Here is a 24,157-nt window from a genome sequence, read left to right as displayed (position 1 = left end):
GTGTTTCCCCTTAATTGTTACTGGTTTGCGCGGTGATTCGCACCACACTTTTATAGCCCGGTTCGGAGCGGAAAAGTGGGGTCCAGGCGCCACACGTGGACAGCTAATAGCGAGGATGTGAGTGTTCACATTTTCGCTGGACGATTGTCCACATCAGTGCTTGCGAAGGTCAGCGAGATCATGGCAGCGCGCAGTTTGAGCAGTTCAGAGGGCAGGGCCGGATCCAATCCGGTCAGGGTTGCGATGCGCTTGATTCGATTGTCGACGGTGTTGGTGTGCAGGCCGAGCGCCGACGCGGTGCGCTGACGATGCTGGCCGTTGGCGAGATGTATGGACAATGTCTGCAGCAGTTCCGGATTGCCGTCGAGTGGCTTGAGAAGATTGATCAAGCTGTCGCGGCCTGCGCCACCCCGAGTGAGTTGATACTCAAGCGCGAGGTCTTCCATTCGGTAGGACCGCGCCGGCAGTCTCAGGCGCCGCACGAGTTGCGCCAATTCGTGAGTGGTTGCTTGGGCGGCGGCGATATCTCGTACCGCGGCGTTCTCGGCGATTGCTGTGATCTCCACCCCGACCGTCGCGCGTGCGCGTTGGATGACCTCGCACACTGTTCCCCAGTCGGGCGTGCCCTCGATCAGCACCAGACCACGTTGCGGTGCAGGAGCTTCGAGCAGTGCCGACCCGAAGTGGGCCGCGATTTTCGATTGAGCGACGGAGAGGTCACGGTAGGCCTGTATGCGCTGGTGGTTGCCGTTGCGTGCTCCCGGGCGGATGGGCGGCAGGTTCACCAGGAGCCGCAGGACGAGATAGCGGGGTGCGAGTTCAACGCCCATCTGCAACGCAAGCTGGGTGGGATCGTCGCCGTCCAGCATGGCCTTCACGAGGGCGCCGGCGGAGTATTCCCCGAGTTGGGAACCGGCTGGAAGAGCCGAGAGATAGCTGATCGAGATGAACGAGTGAAGCCGCTGCGCAAGTGCGAACAAGAACTCGTTGAGATCCCCGAGATTGGCGGAGTCCTCGGCGTCGGCCCGGCTGAGGATGAGGGTGCGAAAAGTGCTGATGCCCTCGTTGGTCAAGTTGAGGATCGCGCTGAGTGGCACGCCTTTCAATGCTTGTTGGACGGTCATCGTGTGAATGCCGTCCAACTCTTGGTCGGTGGGAAGTTTGCGGTGATCCAATAGCTGGATCCCCACTTGGAGCCCCTGCACGATCACCGCAATCAGTTCCCGACGTACTGCCTCCGTTTGGAGGGAAGTCAACGTCGGGTTGGCACGGGACAGGTGATCTACGAGATCGCTTGCCAGTGGGATGACGTCGTTGACCGCTGTGGAGGCGGGCTTGCCTCCCAACATGAGCGGTCCCGGGTTGTTCAGCAGCGCTGGGGACATGGGTGGCCTCCTCTAGACAGGTGCGTCGCCTGGCACAGGCACCCGGAGGCTCGGCGCGTTACGAAGCGGGGTACACGCTGAGGCCTTGTTCGGGGGCATACTCGCCGCTGAAATTTGCGGATCGAATTGCGCCAGGCGTTGTGATTTCTACCACATGAACGATCGTCCAACTGTGAAATGGACAAATGTGAAGATAAGTCCATATGCCCCACGCGCTGCGGACCTAAACAATCGTCCACTTACGGTGTTTTTCGACGTCAGAGCGGAAAACGGTTTCGGAGGACACCACGAGTTCCGTCTGGGATCATTGCCGCGCCTACGGTGCTCGTCGCGGGCGATTTGCTCGGAGCAAGCTCGAGGGCCCTGGGTCCTCGCGGACCCAGGGCCCTCGAGGCCTAGGTATTGATTCGACCAGTCCGATGTACGGGAACCGGTCCAGGGTGAAATCACCCTTTTTGTACTGCTGTCTGTGGTGCGGAAATCTCTAGATGACGCCCAGTGAAATCATGGCGTCGGCCACCTTCACGAAGCCGGCAATGTTCGCGCCGTGCACGTAGTCGCCGGGCTTTCCGTACTCGGCAGCGGTGTTGATGGTGCGCTTGTGGATGCCGCGCATGATTCCGGCGAGACGCTCGTCGGTGTACTCGAAGCTCCAGGAATCACGCGAAGCATTCTGCTGCATTTCGAGAGCGGAGGTTGCAACGCCACCGGCGTTGGCCGCCTTGCCGGGTGCGAAGGCTACGTTCGCGTCACGGAAGAGCTGGATGCCACCGGGGGTGGTGGGCATGTTCGCGCCTTCGGCAACGGCCTGAACGCCGTTGGCGATCAAGGTCTTTGCGGCATCTTCGTCGAGCTCGTTCTGAGTCGCGCAGGGGAGTGCGACGTCGCACGGCACGTCCCAGATGGAACCGTCGGCGATGAACTCGGCATGCGGAACTGCGTCGGCGTACTCGCTGATGCGGCCGCGGCGAACTTCCTTGATCTCCTTGAGGAGGTCGAGATCGATGCCCTTCTTGTCCACGATGTATCCCGAGGAATCCGAGCAGGCGATCGCGACGCCGCCGAGCTGGTGGATCTTCTGGATTGCGTAGATGGCGACATTGCCGGATCCGGAGATCACGACGTTCTTGCCTTCGAGGCCTTCACCCTTCGCCTTGAGCATTTCGGCGACGAAGTACGCGACGCCGTAGCCGGTGGCCTCGGTGCGAACCTGCGATCCGCCCCAGGTGATGCCCTTGCCGGTGAGGACGCCCGACTCGTACGTGTTGGTCAGCCGCTTGTACTGACCGAACAGGTAGCCGATCTCGCGACCGCCGACGCCGATGTCGCCGGCCGGAACGTCGGTGTATTCACCGATGTGACGCTGCAGTTCGGTCATGAAGGACTGACAGAAGCGCATGACCTCTGCGTCGGAGCGGCCCTTGGGATCGAAGTCCGAGCCACCCTTGCCGCCGCCGATGGGCAGGCCGGTGAGTGAGTTCTTGAAGATCTGCTCGAAGCCGAGGAACTTCACGATGCCCAGGTTGACGCTGGGGTGGAAGCGCAGGCCGCCCTTGTAGGGGCCGAGTGCACTGTTGTACTGCACGCGGAAGCCACGGTTGACGTGAACGTTGCCCTGGTCGTCGGTCCACGGCACGCGGAAGATGATCTGGCGTTCCGGCTCGCAGAGCCGCTCGATGAGTCCGGCGTCGGCGTAGCGGGGGTGGCGTTCGAGCACTACGTGAAGAGACTCGAAGACCTCTGCGGCGGCCTGATGGAACTCGGGCTCTCCTGCATTGCGAACCAAAACCTGATCGTAAATCTGCGCTACGCGGTCACGTACGGACACCGCTCACCTACCTCGTTGTGAGAACTCTTTTACATTTCCGTTACATACTAGGCGCCTTTATTGCTGTATCGGACAACTGTCCTGTGAAGGTGAAATCGGACACAGCTGTCACTTGTGTCAGTTGAACGGGCGATTTATAACAATTTGCTCAGCTTTCACTCTCTTAACACATTCCAAATGGTTTGCTTCTGCGGTCGGGGATCACTGTGCCTGTGGTCCGAACGAGTCGAAATGATCAGAGGGGCTGCACGTGCGTAATAAACACTCCATGTCGGCGATGTTGTCGATAGGCGTCGTCACGATTGCCGCGACGATTGCCGCAGCACCGTCTGCGTCGGCGATCGGTGGACCGTGCGGTTCGGGAGGAAGTGGTTCCGCCGGATCGATGACGGGTTCGCTCGGCTCGCTGACCGGATCGCTCGGCAGTGGATCCGCCGGTACCGGCTCCCTCGCCAACGCGCTGCCTTGGATCACCGGCGCCCCCAACGGTGCTCTGCCGGTGCTGACCGGCCGGACCAAGGCGATCGAAATGGTCACTGGCCCAGGCAGTCCCAACAACACCATCGAGCGGTTCAACGTGTCGGGTACCGACCTCGGAATCATGTGGGACAACGGTCTTTCGGGGCCGGATCACGACGTGCTGATGGCATTCGGCGACACGGTGGGCGACTGCGACACCCCGGGTGACGACTGGCGCAGCAACGTATTGTTCCGCAGCAACGACACCGCCATTGCCGACGGGATGAAGATCGACAGTTCTCCTTTGGACGGCCCCAATCATTCCAAGGAGATCATTCCGGGATTCGGCATTCCGGGTGAGTTCACCACCATCCCGACCGCTGGAATCTCTTACGGTGGTGTGCAGTACATCAGATTCATGTCCGTTCGGTCGTGGGACGAACCTGGAGCCTGGACCACCAACTACTCGGCTCTGGCCTTCTCCACGGACAACGGTGAGAACTGGGAACTCGATCCGGCGACAGTTCGCGCCAATACCGAAGGACTTGGCATTCCGGGGATTCCGGCAGTATCGCCGATCAATTCCAACTTCCAGCAGAGCGCCTTCCTCGACGGTCGGGACGGCTACATTTACGAATACGGAACTCCCTCAGGTCGTTTCGGTAAGGCGATCCTGGCGCGAGTGGCCGGCGCCGACATCAGAAATCTCGGCGCCTACGAATACTGGGACGGCTCCGGTTGGAGTCCGCGAGATACCGATGCCGTTCAGGTCATCAAGGCACCGGTCAGTGAACTCGCAGTGCAGTGGAACGACTACCTGAACAAGTACGTTGCCATGTACACCAGTGCCGAGGGCAACCTGGTGATCCGTCAGGCCGACCAACCGCAAGGCCCGTGGAGTGGTACGCAGACCCTGTTGAGTGGAATCACGTTGCCCGCGTTGTACGGCGGATTCATGCACCCGTGGGCGAGCGGACAGTTCCTCGAATTCGTCGCCACCACGTGGGACCGTTACAACGTCATCTACATGCGGTCTGATTTGAACGGACTCCAGATGGCGTCGTCGGATTCGCGCGATCGTCCTGACCCCGCGACCACCGGTGAGGCTCGCGTACTCGAAGTCACGATGCCGGAAGACCGCTAGCCGAGCAAGATTCGACAACTATGGCCTGCAACTCGATCGAGTTGCAGGCCATAGTTCTGTGGGTAGTGATATTCGGGTGATACTCAGAGAATGAAGAGCATTTCCTGATACGTCGGGAGTGGCCAGTGATCGTCGGCGACGATGGTTTCGAGGAAGTCGGCCGCTGCACGTACCTCTGCCATGGCGGGCAGGAGTGCGTCCTGTGCGTGCTTGGCCTGATCGAATGGCGACTCGCCGGCGTCGGTGTCGATTGCTGCGCGCAGGGCCGCGAGCGCTGTGCGCAGAGCCGCAACGGGCGCCGACACTTCTTCGAGCGGTGCTGAATCCGGTTCGAGGCCGGCAGACTTCAGTGCGACGAAGTTCTGCGCAACTTCCGTCTGGTGGCGCACTGCGGCCGGAAGAATCAGCGTCGTACCGATTTCGGCGGCCAGGCGTGCCTCGACGCCGATGCTCAGTGCGTACTGTTCGAGTCCGACCTCGTAGCGACTGTGCATCTCTCGGTGGTTGAAGACCTTGTACTTCTCGAAGAGTTCCATCGAGGATTCGGTGATCAGTTCAGGAAGGGCGTCCAGCGTCGTGCGAAGGTTCGGCAGGCCGCGAGACTCGGCCTCGATCTGCCAGTTCTCCGAGTAACCGTCGCCGTTGAAGACAACCGCACCGTGGTTGGTGATGATCTCGGTGAGCAGATTCTGGACGGCGGTGTCGAAATCGGCGCCGTCGGCGACCGCGGCCTCAAGTTCGGTGGCCATGTAGTCCAAGGCCTCGGCCATGATCGTGTTGATGGTGACCATCGGGCCGTTGACTGTTTGCAGCGATCCTGGCGCGCGGAACTCGAAACGGTTGCCGGTGAAGGCAAATGGGCTCGTACGGTTGCGATCGCCCGGGTCGGTCGGTAGGACGGGAAGGGTATCGGCGCCGATCATCATGGTGCCCTTGTCCTTCGACGATGTCGCGGCGCCCTTGGCGATCTGCTCGAAGACGTCGGCCAGTTGATCGCCGAGGAAGATCGAAATGATGGCCGGGGGAGCCTCGTTGGCGCCGAGGCGGTGATCGTTGGTTGCCGATGCGACCGACGCGCGCAGGAGGCCCGCGTATTTGTGGACGGCCCGGATGACTGCGGCGCAGAATACGAGGAACTGGGCATTGTCATGCGGATTGTCGCCGGGGACAAGCAAACTGCCGAGTTCGGAGTTGCCCAGCGAGAAGTTGACGTGCTTGCCGGAGCCGTTGACACCGTCGAACGGCTTCTCGTGGAACAGACATTCCATGCCGTGCTTCTTGGCGATTGTCTTGAAAGTGGTCATCAGCAACTGCTGGTGGTCCGCGGCGATGTTGCCTCGCTCGAACATCGGCGCGATTTCGAACTGGCCGGGCGCAACCTCGTTGTGCCGCGTCTTGGCGGGGATACCGAGTTTGAAAAGTTCCCGCTCGGTGTCCATCATGAATCCGAGCACACGTTCCGGGATCGCCCCGAAGTAGTGGTCGTCGAACTCCTGGCCCTTGGGCGGCTTTGCGCCGAAGAGTGTTCGGCCGGCGTTGAGGAGGTCGGGGCGGGCGAGGAAGAAGTGTCGATCGATCAGGAAGTACTCCTGCTCGGGTCCGCAGAACGACACGATGTGCTCGGGATCGGTATGGCCGAACAACTTAAGGATTCGTTCGGCATGGAAACCCATCGCCTGTTGTGAACGCAGCAGGGGAGTCTTGTGGTCGAGCGCTTCGCCGGTCATCGAAACGAACACGGTCGGGATACACAGTGTGTTGCCGTTGGGGTTTTCGAGAACGTAGGCCGGGCTCGTGACATCCCAGCCGGTGTATCCGCGAGCCTCGAACGTGTTGCGCAGCCCGCCGTTCGGGAAACTCGAAGCGTCGGGTTCACCTTGGATCAAGGTCTTGCCGGCGAACTCCGCCAGTGCACTGCCGTCGCCGACCGGCTCGAGGAAGCTGTCGTGCTTCTCGGCGGTCAACCCGGTAAGCGGATAGAAGACGTGGGCGTAGTGGGTTGCGCCCTTCTCCAACGCCCAGTCCTTCATCGCGGATGCGACCGCGTCGGCGACCATGGGATCGAGCGGTTTGCCTTGCTCGATCGTCGCCATCACCGATTTGTAGACAAGCTTGGGCAGTCGCTTCTGCATGACCACCTTGTTGAAGACGTTGGCTCCGAACACCTCTCCGGGTGTCTCGTCGGTCGTGAAGCTGACCACCGGAGGTGTATAGGCCTCGACGTCCTTGATCGCTTGCAAGCGAACTGCATTTCCACTCATGTGCTTACCCCTCGCCCGGGCCCAGGGCTGCGCTGCTGATTGCGAGCCCGACTTCGGCAAACCCTACGAACCTCCGGTATCGGGGGTGTTTCGTAGATATTGCGCCTGTCCGCAAACTTCGAGTCACAACGGAAATGTCGATCTGTCGGAGGTCTACGGCAGAATTCGAGCGGAGGGGTCAACGCGGGTCAGACGAATCGGAGAGTCTTTGTGATCAGGGTTTTGGTGCCAACCACAGTGGAGCAGGGCGATCTCGCGGAAGTGCTTCGGTTGTACGACGAACTTGTCACCGAGACCCGAAAAGAGGTCGGCTGCATCAACTACGAGTTACTGCAGCGCACCGACAATCCCTGCGAGCTCGTGTTGGCGGAAGAATGGGAATCGCAGGAGCACCTCGACGCTCATACCCATACCGAGCACTTCGTCAGGTTGGTTGAGGCGCTGGCCAAGCTCGAGACGGCAGCGCCGGCGCAGATCTTCACGAAGGTTCTGTAGCGGCGGAGTCAGGTTTCAGTGCTCGCTCAGGCGTCGAACAACCATTCCGGAGAGCCCCGAGCGTCAACTAGGCGACCCGTTCCGACACACGCGGAAACTGGTTTGCATCGACACGCCAGAATCATCGTAGATCCGTCGAGTCCGATGTAGGACAGCACCTTCGGGCTCCAGCCGGGCTTTGTGCAGGTGTCGGCCGACCTGCACGGGCGCTCTATACGGTGACGTCGGAGTAGGGCATATGCTCTGACACCCAAGGAAATACGAATTCCATGAGTAGCAGCACCACCGCGACCACGAGAACGATCGCCAGCAGGGCCTTCACTGGTCGGGGGCCGGGGAGCGCTCCCCAGAGGTATCCGTACATTCATTGCTCCTGGAATGCCGCGGGAATGGTGCCCGAAGTCTTCGAGATTGTTTCGACGAGAACCGCGTGGACGATCAAGCGTTCGCTGTTCGAGTAGAGCGGATGGCACGTGGTCAGTGTCAACATACTTTCCAGCGTGGCGTCGGGCTCGGCCCAAGGGCTTCCGGGCAGCGGGTTGACGACCGCAACATCCCCGGGCACGGTGATGCGCCGCCCGAGGAGATGGACGTAGTCGCCTTCGGAAACACGATCGGCTTGCTCGGGATTCAAGCAGGCTTTCGCCGCAGCGCGACGTTCGGGCGAGGCCTGGTCGAGTGGGAGCAACCGGTACGTCATCCATTGGAACTCGGTCTCCACGACGACGGCATCGCATGCATCGAGTCGATCCAGGTGTTGGAAGACTGCGCCGGAACCATTGCGGTGCCCGGCGAGCGCGAAGTTTCCGGCTTCGCCGGGCATCTGCGAGTCCGGGTAGTGGCCGGGGCCGGCCCGCAGGTCCTCGTTGCGTGTGCCCTCGACGATTGCGTACGCGGCGCCGAGTGTGGGGAAATGCACGCGCGCGAATCCCTCGCCGAGCACAGGGATCAGCGGGGACACCGGCTGACCATCGATCGCTCCTGAGGCTTCGGGGACTTCGGCCCAGGATTCCTCCAGACTGTTGTTGAGCTCGTCCTGCAGCCGCCCTGAGACGATATTGGTCCAGAACGCCTCATAGATGACGAACAGCAGGATGACGACCCCGGCCGTGAGGAGCAGTTCGCCGATTACCTGGCCTGCGCCCGGCCGACGACGCCCTGGAACTTCGGTATCGCTCACGGACCGGGGTCTCCTCTTCACAGATCTACCGAGCTAGCTGATGGGTCGAATTGGTGCCGTATCGAACTAGCTGCCCGCGTTGATCGTGGCGCTTCCGGTACCGCCGAGGAGATCGTAAAGGAGTACGGACAGGCGACCGAGGCCGTCGATCGCGGCAGAACCAGTGGTCTCGATGCCTTCGATGACGATCGGGAACGGGAGGAATGACATGGTGTTTCTCCTTCGAGGGGTGGGCCGCGGCGGCGGCCGCGAGATAGATACGTCGTGACGGTGAAACAGGGCGGGTGCGACCAGGTGTATGTCGCACCCGCCCTGTTTCGGTATTTCTGGTTGGGAGTTACTCCTGGCCGGGTGCACGCTTGCGGTTACGCAGGGTGAGCCATGCGCCACCGCCGATCAGTGCCAGCGCTAGACCGGCGAGCCAGATGACGTTCGCGCCGGTTACCGGCAGGGACGATGACTGGTCCGGTTTGGCCTGAGCAGGATTTCCCGGAGCAGGTGTGCCCGGAGCACCGTTGTGTCCACCACCGTTATTGCCGGGAGCGTTGTTGCCGGGAGTCGACACGTCAGTGCCTGATCCTCCGGGTACTTCAGAGCCCGGCCATGTCGGGATTTCCCACGGCGGCAGCGGGATCGGGATCGGGATGATGATCAGCCCATTGCTGCTGGTTTTGTTCTCGAGTCCCAGGACCACCGACTTGTTTGCTTCGCCGGTGAGCTTGACGGAAGTTGCGGTCGGTTCGCCGTCGATCTTCGAGACATCCGCCTTGCCTTCCTTGACGCCCCAGATCACGTCACCCCACTTGACGTTGGTGACGTCGGTGTGAGCACCGGTTTCTGTGAAAGTGATGTCGGTGTTCAGCGGGAACTGGACCCGGCCGTCGATGACGGCTGCGTCGCACTGGGCGGTCGGAGTGACCGAAGCGCCCGGCTTGACATCGAGAACACAAGACCGCGCCTCATTGTCGATGTCCGTCCACGTAGCCGTGACCTGGAAGATCGTGGATCCGTCCTTGGCCACCTGGCTGCCCTTGGGGCCGGTCACGATCTTGTCGATATCCACCTCGGTGGTCGGGATCGGGCGGTTGTGGATCTCCACCACAGCCTTCTCACCGGCCACCGCCTTGACGGTGTCGCGGTAATCGGCGTCACCGGCATCCGCGGAGACGTAGTAGTACGGCCGCGCCCAGTCGATACCGGCCAGTGGCTTGGGGTCGACCTCGGAGAAGGTGATCACGGTGTTCCGCGGCACAACCTCGTCGGACGTCCAGCTCCAGTCGTTTGCGGCATCGAGGGTGATGGTCTGGCCCACTGCCGGGAAATCAGTTCCAGCGGGGAGTGCCGGATCGATCCCGTCGATACGGACCTCGAACGTCGCGCTGTCAGGCAGGTCGGCCTCGGGTGCGCGGACGGGGTTGCCGTCAGCGTCGAGGATGAACTTCGTGAATTCGACCGATCCGAATTTCCACAGCGCCTCGTTCGACAGCGTGATCAGTCGACCGTTGGTCGGGTCGTCGGAGACTATGCCCGTCGCGGTGCCGTCGAGGTTCGAATGCAGCCACGATTCGCCTTCCGGGCTGGTGCCCCAGGAGATCGTGCCCCACTCGACTCCGTCGACATCGGGACGGCCGGTCTCAGTGAAGGTCACCTCGGTGCCGACAGGGAGGTCGACGCCGAGCGGTGTGGTCTGTCCCTGCTTGACGCTCAGCACCTGGGTGCGGTACTCCACACCGTCGCGCCAACGCGCCTCGACCGTGAACTCCACGTCGTCGCCGACGGCCTCGGCGGCCTCACCGCCGACCTGCTTTGCGATGCGCAGAGTGCCGTCGTTGACGTCGACGAAGTTCGACACCTCGATCTTGCGCAGATCCTTGCCGATGGTCACCACGGCTGCGTTGTCCGGACTGATCCTGACATTCCCGGAGTATGCGGGCACGCCATAGGCGAGACCGTCACCGTTTGCCGGAACCAGCTCTGTCAGTGTGACTTCGGTGCCGCCCGGCAGGTTCTCGCCGAACGGAACCGGGGTGCCGTCGGACGGAAGAGACAGCGTCTTGCTCTGCGGGTTGTCGTCCGTATCGAGCCAGGTGGCAATCACGTCGAAGCTCGCCGGTACGGCCTTGTCGGACGCCTTCGGGCCCGTGAGCTTTTTGCTCACTTCGAAGGTGCCTTGCGTGATCGTGGCCTCGTTGGTGACGGAGACCGTGTTCGCCGACGCGTCGGTGCCGATGGTGAGCGTCTTCGGGCTGATCACCGGCAGCGACCACGTCACAAGGTCGGTGTTCGTCGGTTGGACCTCGGTGAAGGTGACTTTCGCTCCGATGGGCAATTTGCCCAGGTCGTAGTGCTGACCGTCCTTCAGGGTGAATTGACGCAGCTCGTTGCCGGCGGCGTCGTCACCGAAGGCGATCTCTGCGTTGACGACGAAAGCCTCGAGCCCCGTGCGCACTCCGTCACCGATGACGGATTTGGTGATCCTCGCCGATCCCAGGCTCGCTTTGTTGAGCAGTGTGACACCGACATTGCTCTTCGGCGTGATGGTCACCAGCGCCTCGGTGCGGTCCCCGTTGAGCGTCACGCCCTCTGACGGGCGGAACGTTCCTCGCTCGAAGTACACGCCGTCAACGGTGGGGAGGTTGATCTCGGACAGGCGGATCTGCCAGCCGGTTCCGCGGGGGTTGATCCCACTGACGGGTGTCCCGTCAGCCTTCACCTTGATCTCGTAGGAGCTCACCGGGGCGTCGGTCGCTGGATCTTGCCCGGGGGCGAACTCCTCGACTTTCACAGTGAACTCGGTGTCTTGGGGGAATTTCTCGGAGAAGGGAGCGATCTCCTTCAGAAGCGAGAACGAGCCCCGTGACACACCTTGGCCGGTGCCGCCGCCGCCCCATTCCTGCTTGACGCTCTTCGACAGCGTCTGCTTGCCGGCATAGGTGAGGGTGTTGGAGTATTCCGTGTCGCGCTGGTCCAGTCCGCCGCTGCTGGTGCACAGGGTGTAGCTGACGAGGTACTTCGTCTGACGGCTGTAACCGTCCGCGTCCAGAGGGAGGGTGAGATCGAAACCGCCGTCGGCGCGCGCCACCGAGGTGGCGTCGGTTATATCGCGTTTCTTGTTGCCGTCGAAGAAGTCTTGCGCGACGACCTTGAGATTGAGGTTGCTCTTGAGATCGCCGCCGATTTCACACACCGTCATGTTCGGTGAGAACCTGTCGTTGATGACCGCCGGTTCCGTAAGGCCCTCGAGATCGTGTCCTGAGATTTCCACGGTCCAATTGAGGGTGGTGCCTGCCGGCTGCTCAACGCCGCCGATCGTCTGCGACGTGGTGTTGATCGCGCCGTTCTTGCCGCTCGTGAACCCAGGCCCCTCAGTCTTTCCCGTGATCGACGTCTTGTTGACGACCGCCGAGTTGGTGAGATGGTCCTCGGAGTCTGGCACCTCGGTGGTGGTCAGGCAGGTCCGGTACGTGAGGTAGTAATACTGTTCTTCGTTGAATGTGTCCGGGTTATCCACAGTGATCGCCGCGGTGAAGGTACTCGCGCCGGCTACTGCGCCGATGGGAGCAATGGTGAATCCTGCGGCAGGAGTGCGGTAGTTGGGTTCGTTCTCCCGCCCTGGGAGGTAGTCAGACTTCTCGATGACTACCTGCACGCCCGAGGCACAGACCGCATGGGGGCCGCCGAAGGTGTCGGTGATGTCGATCTTGTGGTTGTTGGCGGCAATGTCGGTGCCCGGGACCACAATCGTCCAGACGGCTTCCATATTGCGCTTGCCGCCGTCGAGGTAGCCGCCCTTCCAGGGCTCGGTCTGCGGCGCGTAGTCCTGTCCCACGCCATCCGAAGCGACCGTGGTGTCACCGATCGTCACGGAGTTGGTGTACTGAGTCCCCTTGAGATCCACCACGCCGCTGGTCGTGCATGAGGTGTACTCGATGCGGTAGAGCTTGTTGCCCTCGAAGGGCGCGCCGTTGTTGATGTTGATGGTGACCTGATCACCCGCGTCGGGTTGGGTGACGGTGACGCCGCCGGGGGTCTCTTTGAGATCGCCCGGGCGCCCGGACCACAGCTTCGCGTTGAGCAGGCTGCCCGCACACACCTTCATGTTGTCGGAGAGCTCGTCGCTCAGGGTCACCGAACCGGTGTTGCCTGTGTCCAACTTGGCCAGATCTGCGCCGGGGATGTCGATGGTCCACCGCACTGACTGCTTGTTGTCCTGGAGTTTGCCGGACTTCGTCGACTCGCCGATTACGCGGCCGTCGGTGATGCCGCCCGTGCCGGGCAGGTCGACCTGCGTGACCTTGTTGTTGATCGTGAAATCCACAGTCTCTGACGTGGTGTACTCGACTGCCTTCGTGTAGACGAAGAAATCGCCCTTCACCTCGTCCGGCCGATCCGCCACAGCGTCGGAGAGCACGCAGGTCATGAGATTGGTGGAAGCAGCCAGATCGCATGTGCCCCAAACCGTCCCATCGTCGCCCTCCAGCGCGATCGTCGGGTTGGACTGAAGCTTCAGCTCGCCAGGGAATTCAATGGTGAACTGGTCGCCCGGCTGCGGACTCGCGCTTGACGCGTCCCAAATGCCCTTCACCGTGACGGAGTCCCCGACCGTGATCTGCTGGTCGTTCTTTCCTTCGACCTGGACGTCGGTGATTTTCACATCGATGCCGGGATTGACTCCGCGTGCGGCCAGTCGCTGCGCCGCCACAGAAGTCGTCGACGAGGACGCCGTCGTGATCGGCGGTTTCGCAGAAGTGGGTGACTCCGACGTGGAAGTAGGCGGTGCCGTCGTCTTCAGTGGCGCCTCCGTCGTAGTCGCGGGCGGCTTCGGTGTGGTCGGAACTATTGTGGTCGGAACTATGGTGGTCGAGGTCCCGACGTCATCGGCCGAGGCAACCTGGACGAAAGAGAACGACGATACGACCAGCGCCAGGACCGCAACGATCATCCCCAAAGCTGCCCACCGAGACACCACCCCCTCCCCGGCACGGCGTGGGAAGACACGGTTACGCATGACGAACACCTTTCGTTCAGAACACATGATTTAGGCCCCGTTTCCGGGGCCGTCGAATAGGGAAACGGGACCTTTGAGCCGCTCTGGAGCCTGGTTGCGAGCGTTGGTGATTCTCAGGCGACCTATTGCGGAGCCGAACAGTTGGTAGTCGGACCTGGTTGGCGCCAGCGCAGACCGACGGCCGGCTCTGGGTAGGCCAGGAAATTCCAAGAAAAATCGACCGCCGGTATTACCTAACGCGACGACCTACGAGGTACTAAAGGCTGCGGCCGAGGATCTTTCCTGCGCGATTCATTGCAGTTCGAGCATGAGCACCATCCCGGATAGCAAAAGCAACAGTGCGATGGCTCCGAGGGGGAGTCTTCGTGTTACGTGCTTCGCTGCCGTGACGGTTTTCATGAAATTCCTTTCTCTGGCACAACGTAAAGAAATGTGCGCGGGGCCGTTCGCGAGAAGATGCAAATTCCGCGCAAACAACGCAGAAGGCGCAAACCGGGCGATGCGCAATCAGGAATCTAACACGAGCAAATCGCATAGCTGGAAACACCATGGACGTGCGTCCATGCAAGAAAAACTGCGCTTACCTGGGTATATCTATCTTCCGTTGATTTCTTTCAAGTTAACTGGCTGGTTCATCACAATTCGATCTCGACCATCGTTTGCATGCCTGCCTTTGCCCTTGTCGACAATCGGTGAGCGGCCGAGCCGAGTCGGCGCTGCTGTACCGAATGAGCCTTTATGCAGTTCACTGCCCCTTATTTGCTGTCGGAACGACAAGGTGTGGAGCGAATTATCTGTGCGCACACGCTCGACATAAATGCAAATCATTTTTCTGTGTATAGGAGGAGGGTGAATTAGGGGGTGAATTCAGTCGCGGGTCATCGAAACCCCTGTTCTGAAATGATCCAGAGATAGGGGTCACATTAGATTCGTTTTTCTTAGCAGATTGAATTCCGGCCTGAGTTAACTGTCGATAATGCTTCGGGGGCCGACATGGCATTTCGAGACAAAGAATCGCCCAGCTTTTCGTAGAAAGCCTTCGGTACGGTTACGTCAGTCCAGCTGATCGCGCGCCGCAGCGACTTTTGGCGACGCTCTTGTGCGCACGGATGAGGCACTGCCTGGGATGTGTGTGGATCTCGGAAAATGCCACGTCGGAGGCTTCTTCGAAGATCGCGAGACCCCACAGGTTCACGTCGTCCTCGCGCGCCTCGGCACGATGAACTGGCTTACTTTTCAAGCGCTTTCGATGCCCGGAGTCAAATGGTGACGGTCGTTGCGTAGTTGCTGACGGTGGATGCGACCGGTTCGATCGGCGTGCAGTCGCCACATCCGAGCAACCGCACCGAGTGGCCGCGAGGTCCCTCAGCCGGTACTTTTCGCAGCTCTCTGGACACTTCGCGAAATCGGACCTTCGAATCGAGTTCTCGCGCAACCATTCTGACGCAGCTTGTGTCAATGGCGCTACACCCGCGGCTGCCCGCAAGGTTTGACTGCCCCGGCTGCTGTGACGCCTTGGGATCCGGAGCGCAGAGATTCTGTGACAGTCGCGGCCGCTCCGCGCAGCGTGTTGCATGCGACTCAGCCGCCATTGGTGGACTCTTGCCTACCGACTCGTCGTCGTAGAACTTCGTGAGACGACCTTGTCGCAGGGAAGGGCTACAACGATTGGTCGGGCCCGGTCAACGAGGCGGGACCGGTAGTCGGTTGGTGTGCGCCGGTGAACCGCTCGACGACGGATACAACGACGATCGCGAGTGCCAGGATTCCAACGGTCCGGGCGAGTGACTTCAGTGTCTTCGGAAGTGCCTTCTTCATGCGAGGCAGATTACTGCGGACGGCACGCAATTTGTGGGCTAGGTTTCGATCCGAATCGGACTGTTCTGCCCAGTGGCCGCTCGTCCACGCAGTGTGACTATCCGTGAATCAAATCTTGTGGTGCCCCCGGCAGGATTCGAACCTGCGACCAAGAGATTAGAAGGCTCTTGCTCTATCCCCTGAGCTACGGAGGCGCGTGGAACATCATACTCGAGGGTTCGGGATGTGACGCGCGCCGCCCAACTCCGACGCGTTGTCGTAGTCGGTTCGCGAAGGTCCTACCCTTGAGGTATGGCTACACCCGACCTCGCGCCGACAGATTCCCCACCGGAGTCCACACAGCACAGCGGTGCACCCGCTTCTTCGACCGCGATATTCGTGGTCAGTGGACTCATCGCAGGGCTCACCGCAGCCATCGTGGTGGGATTCTCCGCGTCGCAGGCACTGACTCTTCTGGGCATCCCGGATCCAGGTCCGATCACCACATACGGCCTCCCCGCGATGCGTGCACTGGGGGAGATCGCCGCGGTCATCGCGATCGGGTCACTGCTGCTGGCCGCGTTCTTCGTGCCGCCGCAGAAGTCGGGCGTCCTCGACGTCGACGGCTATCGGGCAGTCCGAACTGCATCGCACGCCGCGATTGTGTGGGCGATCTGTTCGTTCACGATGGTGCCTCTGACGCTCTCCGACACGTCGGGTCAGCCGTTTGCCGAAGCGATCAAACCGGCGAACCTGTGGTCGGGACTCGATCAGGTCGAGATCGCCGGCGCTTGGCGTTGGACGGCGATCATCGCGGTTGTTCTGGCGATCCTGGCCCGACTGACACTGCGCTGGTGGTGGACTCCGCTCCTGCTGCTGATCGGTCTCCTCGGACTGATGCCGCTCGCTCTCACCGGTCACTCGTCTTCCGGCGGGTCGCATGACATCGCCACCAACAGCCTGATCCTGCACCTCGTGGCTGCTTCGCTCTGGGCCGGCGGGTTGTTCGCGCTACTGGCACACGCGCGCCGTGGCGGCGATTACACCGACGTAGCAGCCCGACGCTTTTCGACGGTCGCATCCATCTGCTTCGTCGTCATGGGATTCAGCGGCGTCATCAACGCGATTGTCCGTCTGCCACTCGACGACGTATTCACCACGACGTATGGACGATTGATCGTCGCGAAAACAGTTGCACTGATCATCCTCGGGTTCTTCGGTTGGGCTCAGCGGAGTCGGGCGCTACCGGCGCTGGCGGAGAATCCGAAGAGTCGCTCTGCCCTGATTCGATTTGCCGGCGCTGAAGGCATCGTGATGGCGGCGACCATCGGTCTCGCGATCGGCCTTGGTCGTACCCCTCCGCCCCCGCCTTTGTCGATTCCTTCGATTCCCGAGGTCGAACTCGGTTACAACCTTCCGGACCCGCCGTCGTTCATGGCCTTCGTGACGGACTGGCGATTCGACCTCATGTTCGGCACCGCCGCCGTTGCTGCGGCGATTCTGTACGGAATCGGTCTGCGCAAGCTGGCCAAGCGTGGGGATTCCTGGCCTGTCGGCCGAACCATCGCCTGGATGAGCGGTTGTGCGGTGCTCCTGATCGCCACGTCTTCGGGCGTCGGCAAGTACGCGCCGGCAGTATTCAGCGTTCACATGGGTGCGCACATGGCGCTGTCGATGTTGGGCCCAGTCCTGCTGGTTCTGGGTGCGCCGATCACTTTGGCTCTGCGGGCCCTGGATCCGGCAGGCAAGGACGGCGTGCCCGGCATTCGCGAGTGGATTCTGACCGCTCTGCACAGCCCGTTCTCGCGATTCATCACCCACCCGATCGTGGCAGCAGTTCTCTTCGTCGGCGGTTTCTACGCGCTGTATCTCGGCGGAATCTACGGTGCGACGGTCGACTCGCACAGCGCTCACCTGCTGATGAACCTGCACTTCATCCTCAGCGGCTATCTCTTCTATTGGGTGGCGATCGGAATCGACCCGTCACCACGTCAATTGCAGCCAGTGACCAAGCTGGCAATGGTCTTCGGCTCACTTCCGTTCCACGCCTTCTTCGGCGTGGCATTGATGAGCACCACCGCCGTCATGGGCGGCGCGTACTTCCGTTCGCTCGGCCTCGGCTGGAACAACGACCTGATCGGCGATCAGCAGCTGGGCGGCAGCATCGCGTGGGCGACCGGCGAGATCCCGCTCATGGTGGTCATGCTCGCGCTACTGGTTCAGTGGTCGCGCAGCGATGGCAGGACAGCGCGCCGAACCGACCGTGCGGCCGAGCGCGACCACGACGCCGACCTCGCCGCGCACAACGCGATGTTCGCCGAATTGGCCAGGCGAGACCGCGAAGGGTGGAAACCCCGTGAGGCTGCTGACGCGGAGACTGCAAGCGAGGACTCTGCGGACGAGACACCCAGCGAGAAGAAATCCGACGAATCCTCCACTAGCACTTAGCTCCGACACTGCCCGGGCCGTTTGGCTCGGGCAGTGCTGTTTCTCCACAGCTGTTCCACCGATGCACAGGTGGAAATCGAAGATCCCGAGCCACGCGTTTGTCGTTCCACAATCGAAACTGCCGACGCAATGATCGGCCCCGCGGCAGTTGGCGGGTTCTGGAGTTCGAAGGGGGATCGGACATGTACGAAACGCATGCAACGGTTGTCGGAACCGTCATCACCAATCCGGTGAAGCGGCAGACCACCAATGGCGAAGAGGTGCTGAGCTTTCGGATGGCGAGCAACACGCGTCGCAAAGACGCGGTGACCGGAGAGTGGACGGACGGAGCGACCCTCTATCTCACGGTGAGTTGCTGGCGGCGGTTGGTCACCGGCGTCGGCGCATCCATCATGAAGGGTGATCCGGTCATGGTGGCGGGGGAGTTGCGCACCAACGAGTACACGACCAAAGAGGGTGTGCCTCGTTCCGATCTCGAGCTACGGGCGACTGCGGTAGGCGCGGACCTTGCTCGTTGCATCTCGAAGATCGAGCGTCAGAGTAAGCCGACGTCGGCGGAGAATGTCGAGGATGCAGTCGACACCGTCGCTGCGTGAGGACTCAGACCGAAGGTTTCGGGCAGTCGCGGGGCCGCGAGTCGTGCCCCGCGTCCACTCGCTCGAGAAGTTCGGTGAGAGTTGCTCGCTCCGATTCGTCGAGGTCGTCGAACACATCCGAAGATTCGCGTCGTTGAGCTTTTGCGACGTCGGCAGCGAGGGTAGCGCCGGCGTCGGTGAGCTCGAGTAACACGGCTCGCCGATCGTTCGGATCGGGAGTGCGGCGCACCCATCCGGCGTCTTCGAGGGAATCCACGACGTCGGTCGCCGACCGCGGAACGATGCGCAATCGCTCGGCAAGAAACCCGAGTCGAACCGGCTCGCCCACTCGGGTCAGTACTCGCAGCGCTCGGCTTTGCGACGGCGAGAGACCGAATGGTTCCAGCGCTGCCACCTGACGTCGGCGGATGAGCCGTGCCACGGACATCACGACGTCGGTGAGTTCGCGCTCTCGGGAATGCATGGCGTCAGTCTAGCGTTGTTGGTGTCAGCCTCATAGTGAGGTAACCTCATCAATATGAAACTAGGGTGAGAAAGCCTCCAGGAGGTAGAACGTGAAACCAGATCACATGCGAAACATCGAACGATCCGCTGTCGAGATCACTCCGGCGGAATCCGTACCGGCAAAACGCGTACTCGGACTGTTTGCGCCGTATCGAACTCAGATCGCCATCGTCACCGCGGTCATCACACTCAGCGCGATCGTGGCGCTGGGCAGCCCGCTGCTCCTACGCGAAATGCTCGACAAGGCGATCCCGGACAAGAACCTCGGACTCGTGAGCGTTCTGGCCATCGGCATGATCGCCATTGCCGTGATCACGAGCTGTCTCGGCGTGGCACAGACCTGGATGTCCAACAGCATCGGCCAGAAACTGATGCACCAACTGCGCGTGCGGGTCTACTCGCATCTGCAGAATCAGTCGCTCGGATTCTTCGCTCGAACCCGAACCGGAGAAGTTCAGTCGCGTATTGCCAACGACATCGGCGGTATGCAGTCGGTGGTCACCAACACGGCAACATCCATCGCGCAGAATGCAACGACCGTGGCAGCCACCATTGTTGCTCTGTTCCTTCTGGATTGGCGGCTTGCCATCTTCTCGCTGGCGATCTTGCCGGTGTTCATCCGTATCGCACGCAAGATCGGTGACGAGCGCCGCAAGATCTCTGGTAAGCGGCAGAAGCTACTCAGTGATCTGTCGGTCCAGGTGGAGGAATCTCTCTCCGTCAGTGGCATTCTCCTCGGCAAGACGACCGGCGCGAAGTCGGCTCTGACGGATCGATTCACCGAGCGTTCAGCGGAAGTCGCAGACGTCGAACTCCGAGCCATGATGGCCGGCAAGTGGCGCATGGCGACCATGTCGATCACCTTCGCAGCCATGCCTGCACTGGTCTACTGGTTTGCCGGTTTCACTCTCGATCACGGCAACACCATCACCGTCGGCACCCTCGTCGCATTCACCACGCTGCAAACACAATTGTTCCGCCCCACCATGATGCTGCTCAACACGGGCGTCGAGGTGCAGAGCTCGATGGCACTGTTCAGTCGCGTGTTCGAGTACCTGGATCTGCCGATCGACATCGCGGATCCGGAAGAGTCGAAGAGCTTCGACCGCACCAAGATGTCCGGCGAACTTCGGTTCGACCACGTCGACTTCTCGTATCCAGGAACCGACAGCAAGACCCTCGACAACATCGACCTCACGGTCCCGGCCGGCGGAACCTTGGCGCTTGTCGGCTCCACGGGTTCGGGCAAGACCACTCTCGGATACTTGGCCGCACGTCTGTACGACCCGACTGCGGGATCGGTGAGAATCGACGACGTCGATCTGCGGGACCTCGATCTGGCGACGGTCTCCGACCTGGTAGGTGTGGTGTCGCAGGAGACGTATCTCTTCCACACGACGATTCGTGAGAACCTTCGGTTCGCGAAACCCGACGCCACGGACGCCGAGATCGAGCAGGCAGCGCGCATCGCGCAGATCCACGAGTTCATTTCCGGTCTCGACGACGGGTACGACACCATGGTCGGCGAGCGCGGCTACCGATTCTCCGGCGGTGAGAAACAGCGCATAGCGATCGCGCGCACAGTCCTGCGGAATCCGCCGATCCTCGTCCTCGACGAGGCGACGAGCGCCTTGGACAATCGCACTGAACGTGCGTTGCAGGACGCGCTCGACGAGCTGATGGTCGGACGCACCACTCTTGTTGTGGCGCACCGACTCTCCACGGTTCGAGATGCGGATCTCATCGCGGTCCTCGACCAGGGCGTGGTTGTGGAAAAGGGCACCCACGACGAACTGGTGAAGCAAGGCGGGCGGTACGCGCAGCTGCTTGCGGCTTCGGGTAGCGACGCGGTCGAACTGCCTGCGGAATTGCAGACTGTGTGACAGTGCATCCATCGCGTTGGCGAGTCACCGAGCACCGACCAGAGGTGGCATGGATGTTCGTCCAGGCCACCTCCGCGTGGTTGTACGTCGTGCCGACGGGAACGGGAACGACTCCGATCTATCGCGGGTCCTGTCGGCGGTCAGCTGCGTGGCGCGCCGCGATGTATCCGAAAACCATCGCCGGCCCGATGGTCGCGCCTGCCCCGGCGTAGTCGTTGCCCATGACCGCGGACGAGGTGTTGCCCGTCGCGTAGAGACCTGCAATCGGTTCACCGGAACTGTGCATGACCTGTGCATGTTTGTTGTAGACGAGCCCGCCTTTCGTTCCCAGATCGCCGGTTCGTAGTCGAATCGCGTAGTACGGGCCTTCGTCGATCATGTCCATCGAGGGGACTGGCAATGTCGGGTCCCCGTAGTAGTTGTCGTACGCACTTTTTCCACGCTCGAAGTCTTCGTCTACACCGTTGTGCGCAAACCTGTTGTATCGATGCACAGTGAGAGCTAATTGTTTCTTCGGAAGTCCGAGGCGGCCGGCCAACTCGTCGAGCGTGTCGCCGGTGTAGAGGAGTTCGTTGTCGAACCAGGATTTCGGGAACTTCTGCCCCGGCATGATCGCTCCGATCTGATAGCGACTTTTGGCCTTTGCGTCGAAGATGAACCACGCTGGGTCGTGACCCCCGGCAATCTGGTTGTGGACGAATGTCACGTAGGGAGCGGATTCATTGGTGAACCGAACTCCGTTCTGGTTCACGATGATCGATCGGGGAACCGACCGTTCGGAGACCAATCCGTGCATGATCCCGTCAGGTCTCTTGAACGAGGGCATCCACCACGCGTCATCCATCAGGTCAACTGCGGCACCGATTTGTTGTCCCGCGCGGATGCCGTCTCCAGTGTTGTCGACCGAACCGAGGCTGTAGTTGGCGCTGGCGTTTTCCGGGAGATACTGCCGACGCATCTCGTCGCTCTGTTCGAAACCGCCGCAGGCGAGCAGTACGCCTTTGGAAGCTCGGATTCTGACAGTGCGGCCGTTGCGCTCGGCCACCACACCCACCACGCAATCATCGTCGTCGGTGATCAGCGATTCCATCGCAGTGTTCAGCCAAAGCGGAACGCCGGCTTGTTTGATCGCCAGGCGCAGACGGCCGACCAGGGCCTGCCCGAGTGTCTCCATGTGCCTTCTGGTCAGAACACTCTTCGCTGCACGCCACCCGGTTGCCAGCGCGGCACGTCGCCCTGCCCAGGTACGCATGACCATGTTCAGTTTCACGAACTCTTTGGATGTGATGTACAGACCGGCGGGAGTCGGAAGTGCGCCGGGGCGCAGACCGGACTCGTCGGTGCCGAGCATTTTCAGGTCGAAAGGAAGCGGTTCGATAGTACGTCCACGTGGGCGACCGCCCGGCTTCTCCGGGTGATAGTCCGAATAGCCCGTACACCATTGGAATCGCATGAGCGGGCTGGTCTTCTCGAGGAACTCGAACACGCGTGGACCTTCGTCGACGAACGCGTCGATGTTGTCCTCGGGAACTCCATCACCAACGACAGCTCGCATGTACGCCCGGACGTCGTCACGGCTGTCCGAGAGCCCTTCACGGATGAGAGTTGGATTGTTGGGCACCCAGATGTTGCCGCCCGACAGCGCGGTGGTGCCGCCATAAACGTCTGCTTTTTCGATGACGAGGGTGTTCAGACCATTGGCGGCGGCTGCCAACGCCGCGGTCAACCCACCGGCACCGCTGCCGACAACGAGGAAGTCCACTTCGTGATCGAAGGACACTTCCCTTGATTTTGACGCGCGAGGCATTTGCCTCTCCTATTCAATTGGTTGAGGTTTTCTCTTCACGGGCCGCAGCCCGAAGGGGTTGACCGAGGTCAACCATGCGCTCGAGTGGACGAAGGCTGATGATTCAGCAATACAACGGCTTTCGCGGGCCTCGAACACCGATCGCCGTCAGCGGTGCTTGCGCAACTCGTGGCGTGCGACGCTCCTGATATGCACTTCGTCTGGTCCATCGGCGATACCGAGGATCCGGGCACTCGCCCACATTCTCGCGATCGGGAAGTCGTCGGTGACACCGCCACCCCCGTGGCACTGGATCGATCGATTCAGGACGTTGCGCGCCACACGAGGACCGATGACTTTGACTGCCGCGATCTCGATCTGAGCGCCCTTGGCTCCGACCTGGTCGATGAGCCATGCTGTCTTCAGCACCAGAAGGCGGGCCTGCTCGATTTCCATTCGCGATTCGGCGATCCAGGTCCGGACAACTCCCTGATCCGAGATCGGCCCGCCAAAAGCGTTACGAGACTGGGCACGTCGAACCATCAAGTCCAATCCGCGCTCCGCCATGCCGATACAGCGCATGGCGTGGTGAATTCTGCCCGGACCCAGGCGCGCCTGTGCGATGGCGAACCCGTCTCCTTCGGACGCAAGCATATTTGTTGCCGGTACTCGAACGTTATCGAACCGAATTTCACAGTGGCCGTGTTGGTCGTGGTATCCGAATATCGGTAAACTGCGCACGATTTCGACTCCAGCGGTGGCGACGGGCACCAAGATCATCGATTGCTGCTTGTGGGGCTCTGCCTCGGCATTCGTCTTCCCCATGACTACCAGAATTTCGCACCGTGGGTCTGCTGCACCGGTCGTCCACCATTTTCGACCGTTCACGATGTATTCGTCGCCGTCCCGAACAATCGACGTCATGATGTTTCGGGCATCGGAGGACGCAACATCGGGTTCAGTCATGGAGAAGCCCGATCGCATTGTGCCGTCGAGCAGTGGTTGAAGCCATCGCTCCTTCTGCTCGCGGGTTCCCACCAAGTGCAGGATCTCCATGTTTCCGGTATCGGGCGCCGCGCAGTTGAGGGCTTCGGGGGCAATGTAGGGCGAGCGTCCCGTCACCTCGGCGATGTGGGCGTAGTCGAGGTGAGACAGTCGTGAGAGCGCCGGCATGAACAGATTCCACATGCCCTGGCGTCTCGCTTCCAACTTCAGCGACTCGACTACGGGTGGCAAGACGTGACTGCGAGGTCCTGCGGCCTCGAGTTGTTCGGAGTAAACCGACTCAGCTGGGTAGACGTGTTCGTCCATGAATGCTTCTAGACGCGCGATGATTTCGCGCGCAGCGGGGCTCGGAGCTAAGTCCATTGACGGCACCTTTTG

16 protein-coding genes and 1 tRNA gene are annotated in these 24,157 nt (G+C 61.2%); 5 read left to right on the top strand and 12 right to left on the bottom strand.

From position 1 onward, the window contains the following. Window positions 1-125: 125 nt before the first annotated feature. Both AOT96_RS29670 and gdhA read right to left on the bottom strand, forming a co-directional pair. Entirely contained in the window at window positions 126-1,385 is a 1,260-nt protein-coding gene (locus AOT96_RS29670) for a PucR family transcriptional regulator (protein ID WP_003945374.1), read from the bottom strand. Between the two features lie 484 nt (window positions 1,386-1,869). Further along, on the bottom strand, window positions 1,870-3,213 hold the full coding sequence (gdhA, locus tag AOT96_RS29665) for an NADP-specific glutamate dehydrogenase (protein ID WP_003945368.1): 1,344 nt from the start codon (window positions 3,211-3,213) through the stop codon (window positions 1,870-1,872). Between the two features lie 268 nt (window positions 3,214-3,481). Here gdhA and AOT96_RS29660 point away from each other — a divergent pair, with 268 nt between their 5' ends. Further along, window positions 3,482-4,816, top strand: a complete 1,335-nt coding sequence (locus AOT96_RS29660; RefSeq protein ID WP_065352698.1) for a DUF4185 domain-containing protein — start codon at window positions 3,482-3,484, stop codon at window positions 4,814-4,816. An 83-nt stretch (window positions 4,817-4,899) separates the two neighbouring features. Here AOT96_RS29660 and AOT96_RS29655 read toward each other — a convergent pair whose 3' ends face one another. Then, complete coding sequence (locus AOT96_RS29655) at window positions 4,900-7,077, bottom strand: glutamine synthetase III family protein (protein WP_003945365.1); 2,178 nt, start codon at window positions 7,075-7,077, stop codon at window positions 4,900-4,902. 225 nt (window positions 7,078-7,302) lie between these two features. Between AOT96_RS29655 and AOT96_RS29650 the strand changes: the two genes are divergently transcribed. Further along, window positions 7,303-7,572 carry a putative quinol monooxygenase gene (locus tag AOT96_RS29650; protein ID WP_231917368.1) on the top strand — a complete coding sequence of 90 codons (270 nt, stop codon included), beginning with the start codon at window positions 7,303-7,305 and terminating at the stop codon, window positions 7,570-7,572. Window positions 7,573-7,783: 211 nt separating this feature from the next. Here the strand turns inward: AOT96_RS29650 and AOT96_RS35855 are convergent, their stop codons facing one another. The 6 genes from AOT96_RS35855 to AOT96_RS29625 all read right to left on the bottom strand — a co-directional run bounded on the left by AOT96_RS35855 (window position 7,784) and on the right by AOT96_RS29625 (window position 15,772). Next, on the bottom strand, window positions 7,784-7,936 hold the full coding sequence (locus AOT96_RS35855) for a hypothetical protein (RefSeq protein ID WP_003945315.1): 153 nt from the start codon (window positions 7,934-7,936) through the stop codon (window positions 7,784-7,786). Beyond that, window positions 7,937-8,752 (bottom strand): class E sortase, encoded by an 816-nt coding sequence (locus AOT96_RS29645; RefSeq protein ID WP_042923869.1) that lies wholly within the window; start codon window positions 8,750-8,752, stop codon window positions 7,937-7,939. Between the two features lie 66 nt (window positions 8,753-8,818). Next, window positions 8,819-8,962, bottom strand: coding sequence for a hypothetical protein (locus AOT96_RS35850; protein WP_003945342.1), 144 nt, complete (start codon window positions 8,960-8,962; stop codon window positions 8,819-8,821). A 127-nt stretch (window positions 8,963-9,089) separates the two neighbouring features. After that, the gene (locus AOT96_RS29640; RefSeq protein WP_065352697.1) at window positions 9,090-13,694 is read right to left on the bottom strand and encodes a DUF5979 domain-containing protein; all 4,605 of its coding nucleotides are present in this window, start codon (window positions 13,692-13,694) and stop codon (window positions 9,090-9,092) included. Between the two features lie 1,725 nt (window positions 13,695-15,419). After that, window positions 15,420-15,578: a hypothetical protein gene (locus tag AOT96_RS35845; protein WP_003945304.1), complete on the bottom strand. Its 159-nt coding sequence runs from the start codon at window positions 15,576-15,578 to the stop codon at window positions 15,420-15,422. A 118-nt stretch (window positions 15,579-15,696) separates the two neighbouring features. Beyond that, window positions 15,697-15,772, bottom strand: a tRNA-Arg gene (locus tag AOT96_RS29625). Window positions 15,773-15,869: 97 nt separating this feature from the next. Between AOT96_RS29625 and AOT96_RS29620 the strand changes: the two genes are divergently transcribed. Both AOT96_RS29620 and ssb read left to right on the top strand, forming a co-directional pair. Beyond that, the gene (locus tag AOT96_RS29620; protein ID WP_065352696.1) at window positions 15,870-18,005 is read left to right on the top strand and encodes a cytochrome c oxidase assembly protein; all 2,136 of its coding nucleotides are present in this window, start codon (window positions 15,870-15,872) and stop codon (window positions 18,003-18,005) included. Between the two features lie 182 nt (window positions 18,006-18,187). Next, window positions 18,188-18,601 carry a single-stranded DNA-binding protein gene (gene ssb / locus AOT96_RS29615; RefSeq protein WP_007733347.1) on the top strand — a complete coding sequence of 138 codons (414 nt, stop codon included), beginning with the start codon at window positions 18,188-18,190 and terminating at the stop codon, window positions 18,599-18,601. 4 nt (window positions 18,602-18,605) lie between these two features. On the opposite strand, the gene AOT96_RS29610 is transcribed toward ssb, so the two are convergent. Continuing rightward, the gene (locus AOT96_RS29610; protein WP_054781492.1) at window positions 18,606-19,064 is read right to left on the bottom strand and encodes a MarR family winged helix-turn-helix transcriptional regulator; all 459 of its coding nucleotides are present in this window, start codon (window positions 19,062-19,064) and stop codon (window positions 18,606-18,608) included. A gap of 106 nt (window positions 19,065-19,170) precedes the next feature. On the opposite strand from AOT96_RS29610, the gene AOT96_RS29605 reads away from it, so the two are divergent. Next, entirely contained in the window at window positions 19,171-20,988 is a 1,818-nt protein-coding gene (locus AOT96_RS29605; RefSeq protein WP_007733348.1) for an ABC transporter ATP-binding protein, read from the top strand. A gap of 118 nt (window positions 20,989-21,106) precedes the next feature. Here AOT96_RS29605 and AOT96_RS29600 read toward each other — a convergent pair whose 3' ends face one another. Together AOT96_RS29600 and AOT96_RS29595 are read right to left on the bottom strand one after the other, a co-directional pair. Then, window positions 21,107-22,795, bottom strand: a complete 1,689-nt coding sequence (locus AOT96_RS29600) for an FAD-dependent oxidoreductase (RefSeq protein ID WP_042446106.1) — start codon at window positions 22,793-22,795, stop codon at window positions 21,107-21,109. Between the two features lie 147 nt (window positions 22,796-22,942). Further along, on the bottom strand, window positions 22,943-24,142 hold the full coding sequence (locus AOT96_RS29595) for an acyl-CoA dehydrogenase family protein (RefSeq protein WP_065352695.1): 1,200 nt from the start codon (window positions 24,140-24,142) through the stop codon (window positions 22,943-22,945). Window positions 24,143-24,157: the final 15 nt, after the last annotated feature.

This window comes from Rhodococcus sp. 008, from assembly GCF_001682295.1.
In the GTDB taxonomy this organism is placed as follows: domain Bacteria; phylum Actinomycetota; class Actinomycetes; order Mycobacteriales; family Mycobacteriaceae; genus Rhodococcus_F; species Rhodococcus_F qingshengii.
Note: the sequence above shows the minus strand (reverse complement) of the source record. Positions and strands in the feature narration are given on the sequence as shown.

What these genes read in the sequence shown, in the direction of transcription:
- AOT96_RS29655 (WP_003945365.1), bottom strand. Translation starts at nt 7,077, where the DNA reads ATGAGTGGAAATGCAGTTCGCTTGCAAGCGATCAAGGACGTCGAGGCC.
- AOT96_RS29660 (WP_065352698.1), top strand. Translation starts at nt 3,482, where the DNA reads ATGTCGGCGATGTTGTCGATAGGCGTCGTCACGATTGCCGCGACGATT.
- AOT96_RS29610 (WP_054781492.1), bottom strand. Translation starts at nt 19,064, where the DNA reads ATGCATTCCCGAGAGCGCGAACTCACCGACGTCGTGATGTCCGTGGCA.
- AOT96_RS29595 (WP_065352695.1), bottom strand. Translation starts at nt 24,142, where the DNA reads ATGGACTTAGCTCCGAGCCCCGCTGCGCGCGAAATCATCGCGCGTCTA.
- ssb (WP_007733347.1), top strand. Translation starts at nt 18,188, where the DNA reads ATGTACGAAACGCATGCAACGGTTGTCGGAACCGTCATCACCAATCCG.
- AOT96_RS35855 (WP_003945315.1), bottom strand. Translation starts at nt 7,936, where the DNA reads ATGTACGGATACCTCTGGGGAGCGCTCCCCGGCCCCCGACCAGTGAAG.
- AOT96_RS29670 (WP_003945374.1), bottom strand. Translation starts at nt 1,385, where the DNA reads ATGTCCCCAGCGCTGCTGAACAACCCGGGACCGCTCATGTTGGGAGGC.
- AOT96_RS29620 (WP_065352696.1), top strand. Translation starts at nt 15,870, where the DNA reads ATGGCTACACCCGACCTCGCGCCGACAGATTCCCCACCGGAGTCCACA.
- AOT96_RS35850 (WP_003945342.1), bottom strand. Translation starts at nt 8,962, where the DNA reads ATGTCATTCCTCCCGTTCCCGATCGTCATCGAAGGCATCGAGACCACT.
- AOT96_RS29600 (WP_042446106.1), bottom strand. Translation starts at nt 22,795, where the DNA reads ATGCCTCGCGCGTCAAAATCAAGGGAAGTGTCCTTCGATCACGAAGTG.
- AOT96_RS29605 (WP_007733348.1), top strand. Translation starts at nt 19,171, where the DNA reads ATGCGAAACATCGAACGATCCGCTGTCGAGATCACTCCGGCGGAATCC.
- AOT96_RS35845 (WP_003945304.1), bottom strand. Translation starts at nt 15,578, where the DNA reads ATGAAGAAGGCACTTCCGAAGACACTGAAGTCACTCGCCCGGACCGTT.
- AOT96_RS29640 (WP_065352697.1), bottom strand. Translation starts at nt 13,694, where the DNA reads ATGATCGTTGCGGTCCTGGCGCTGGTCGTATCGTCGTTCTCTTTCGTC.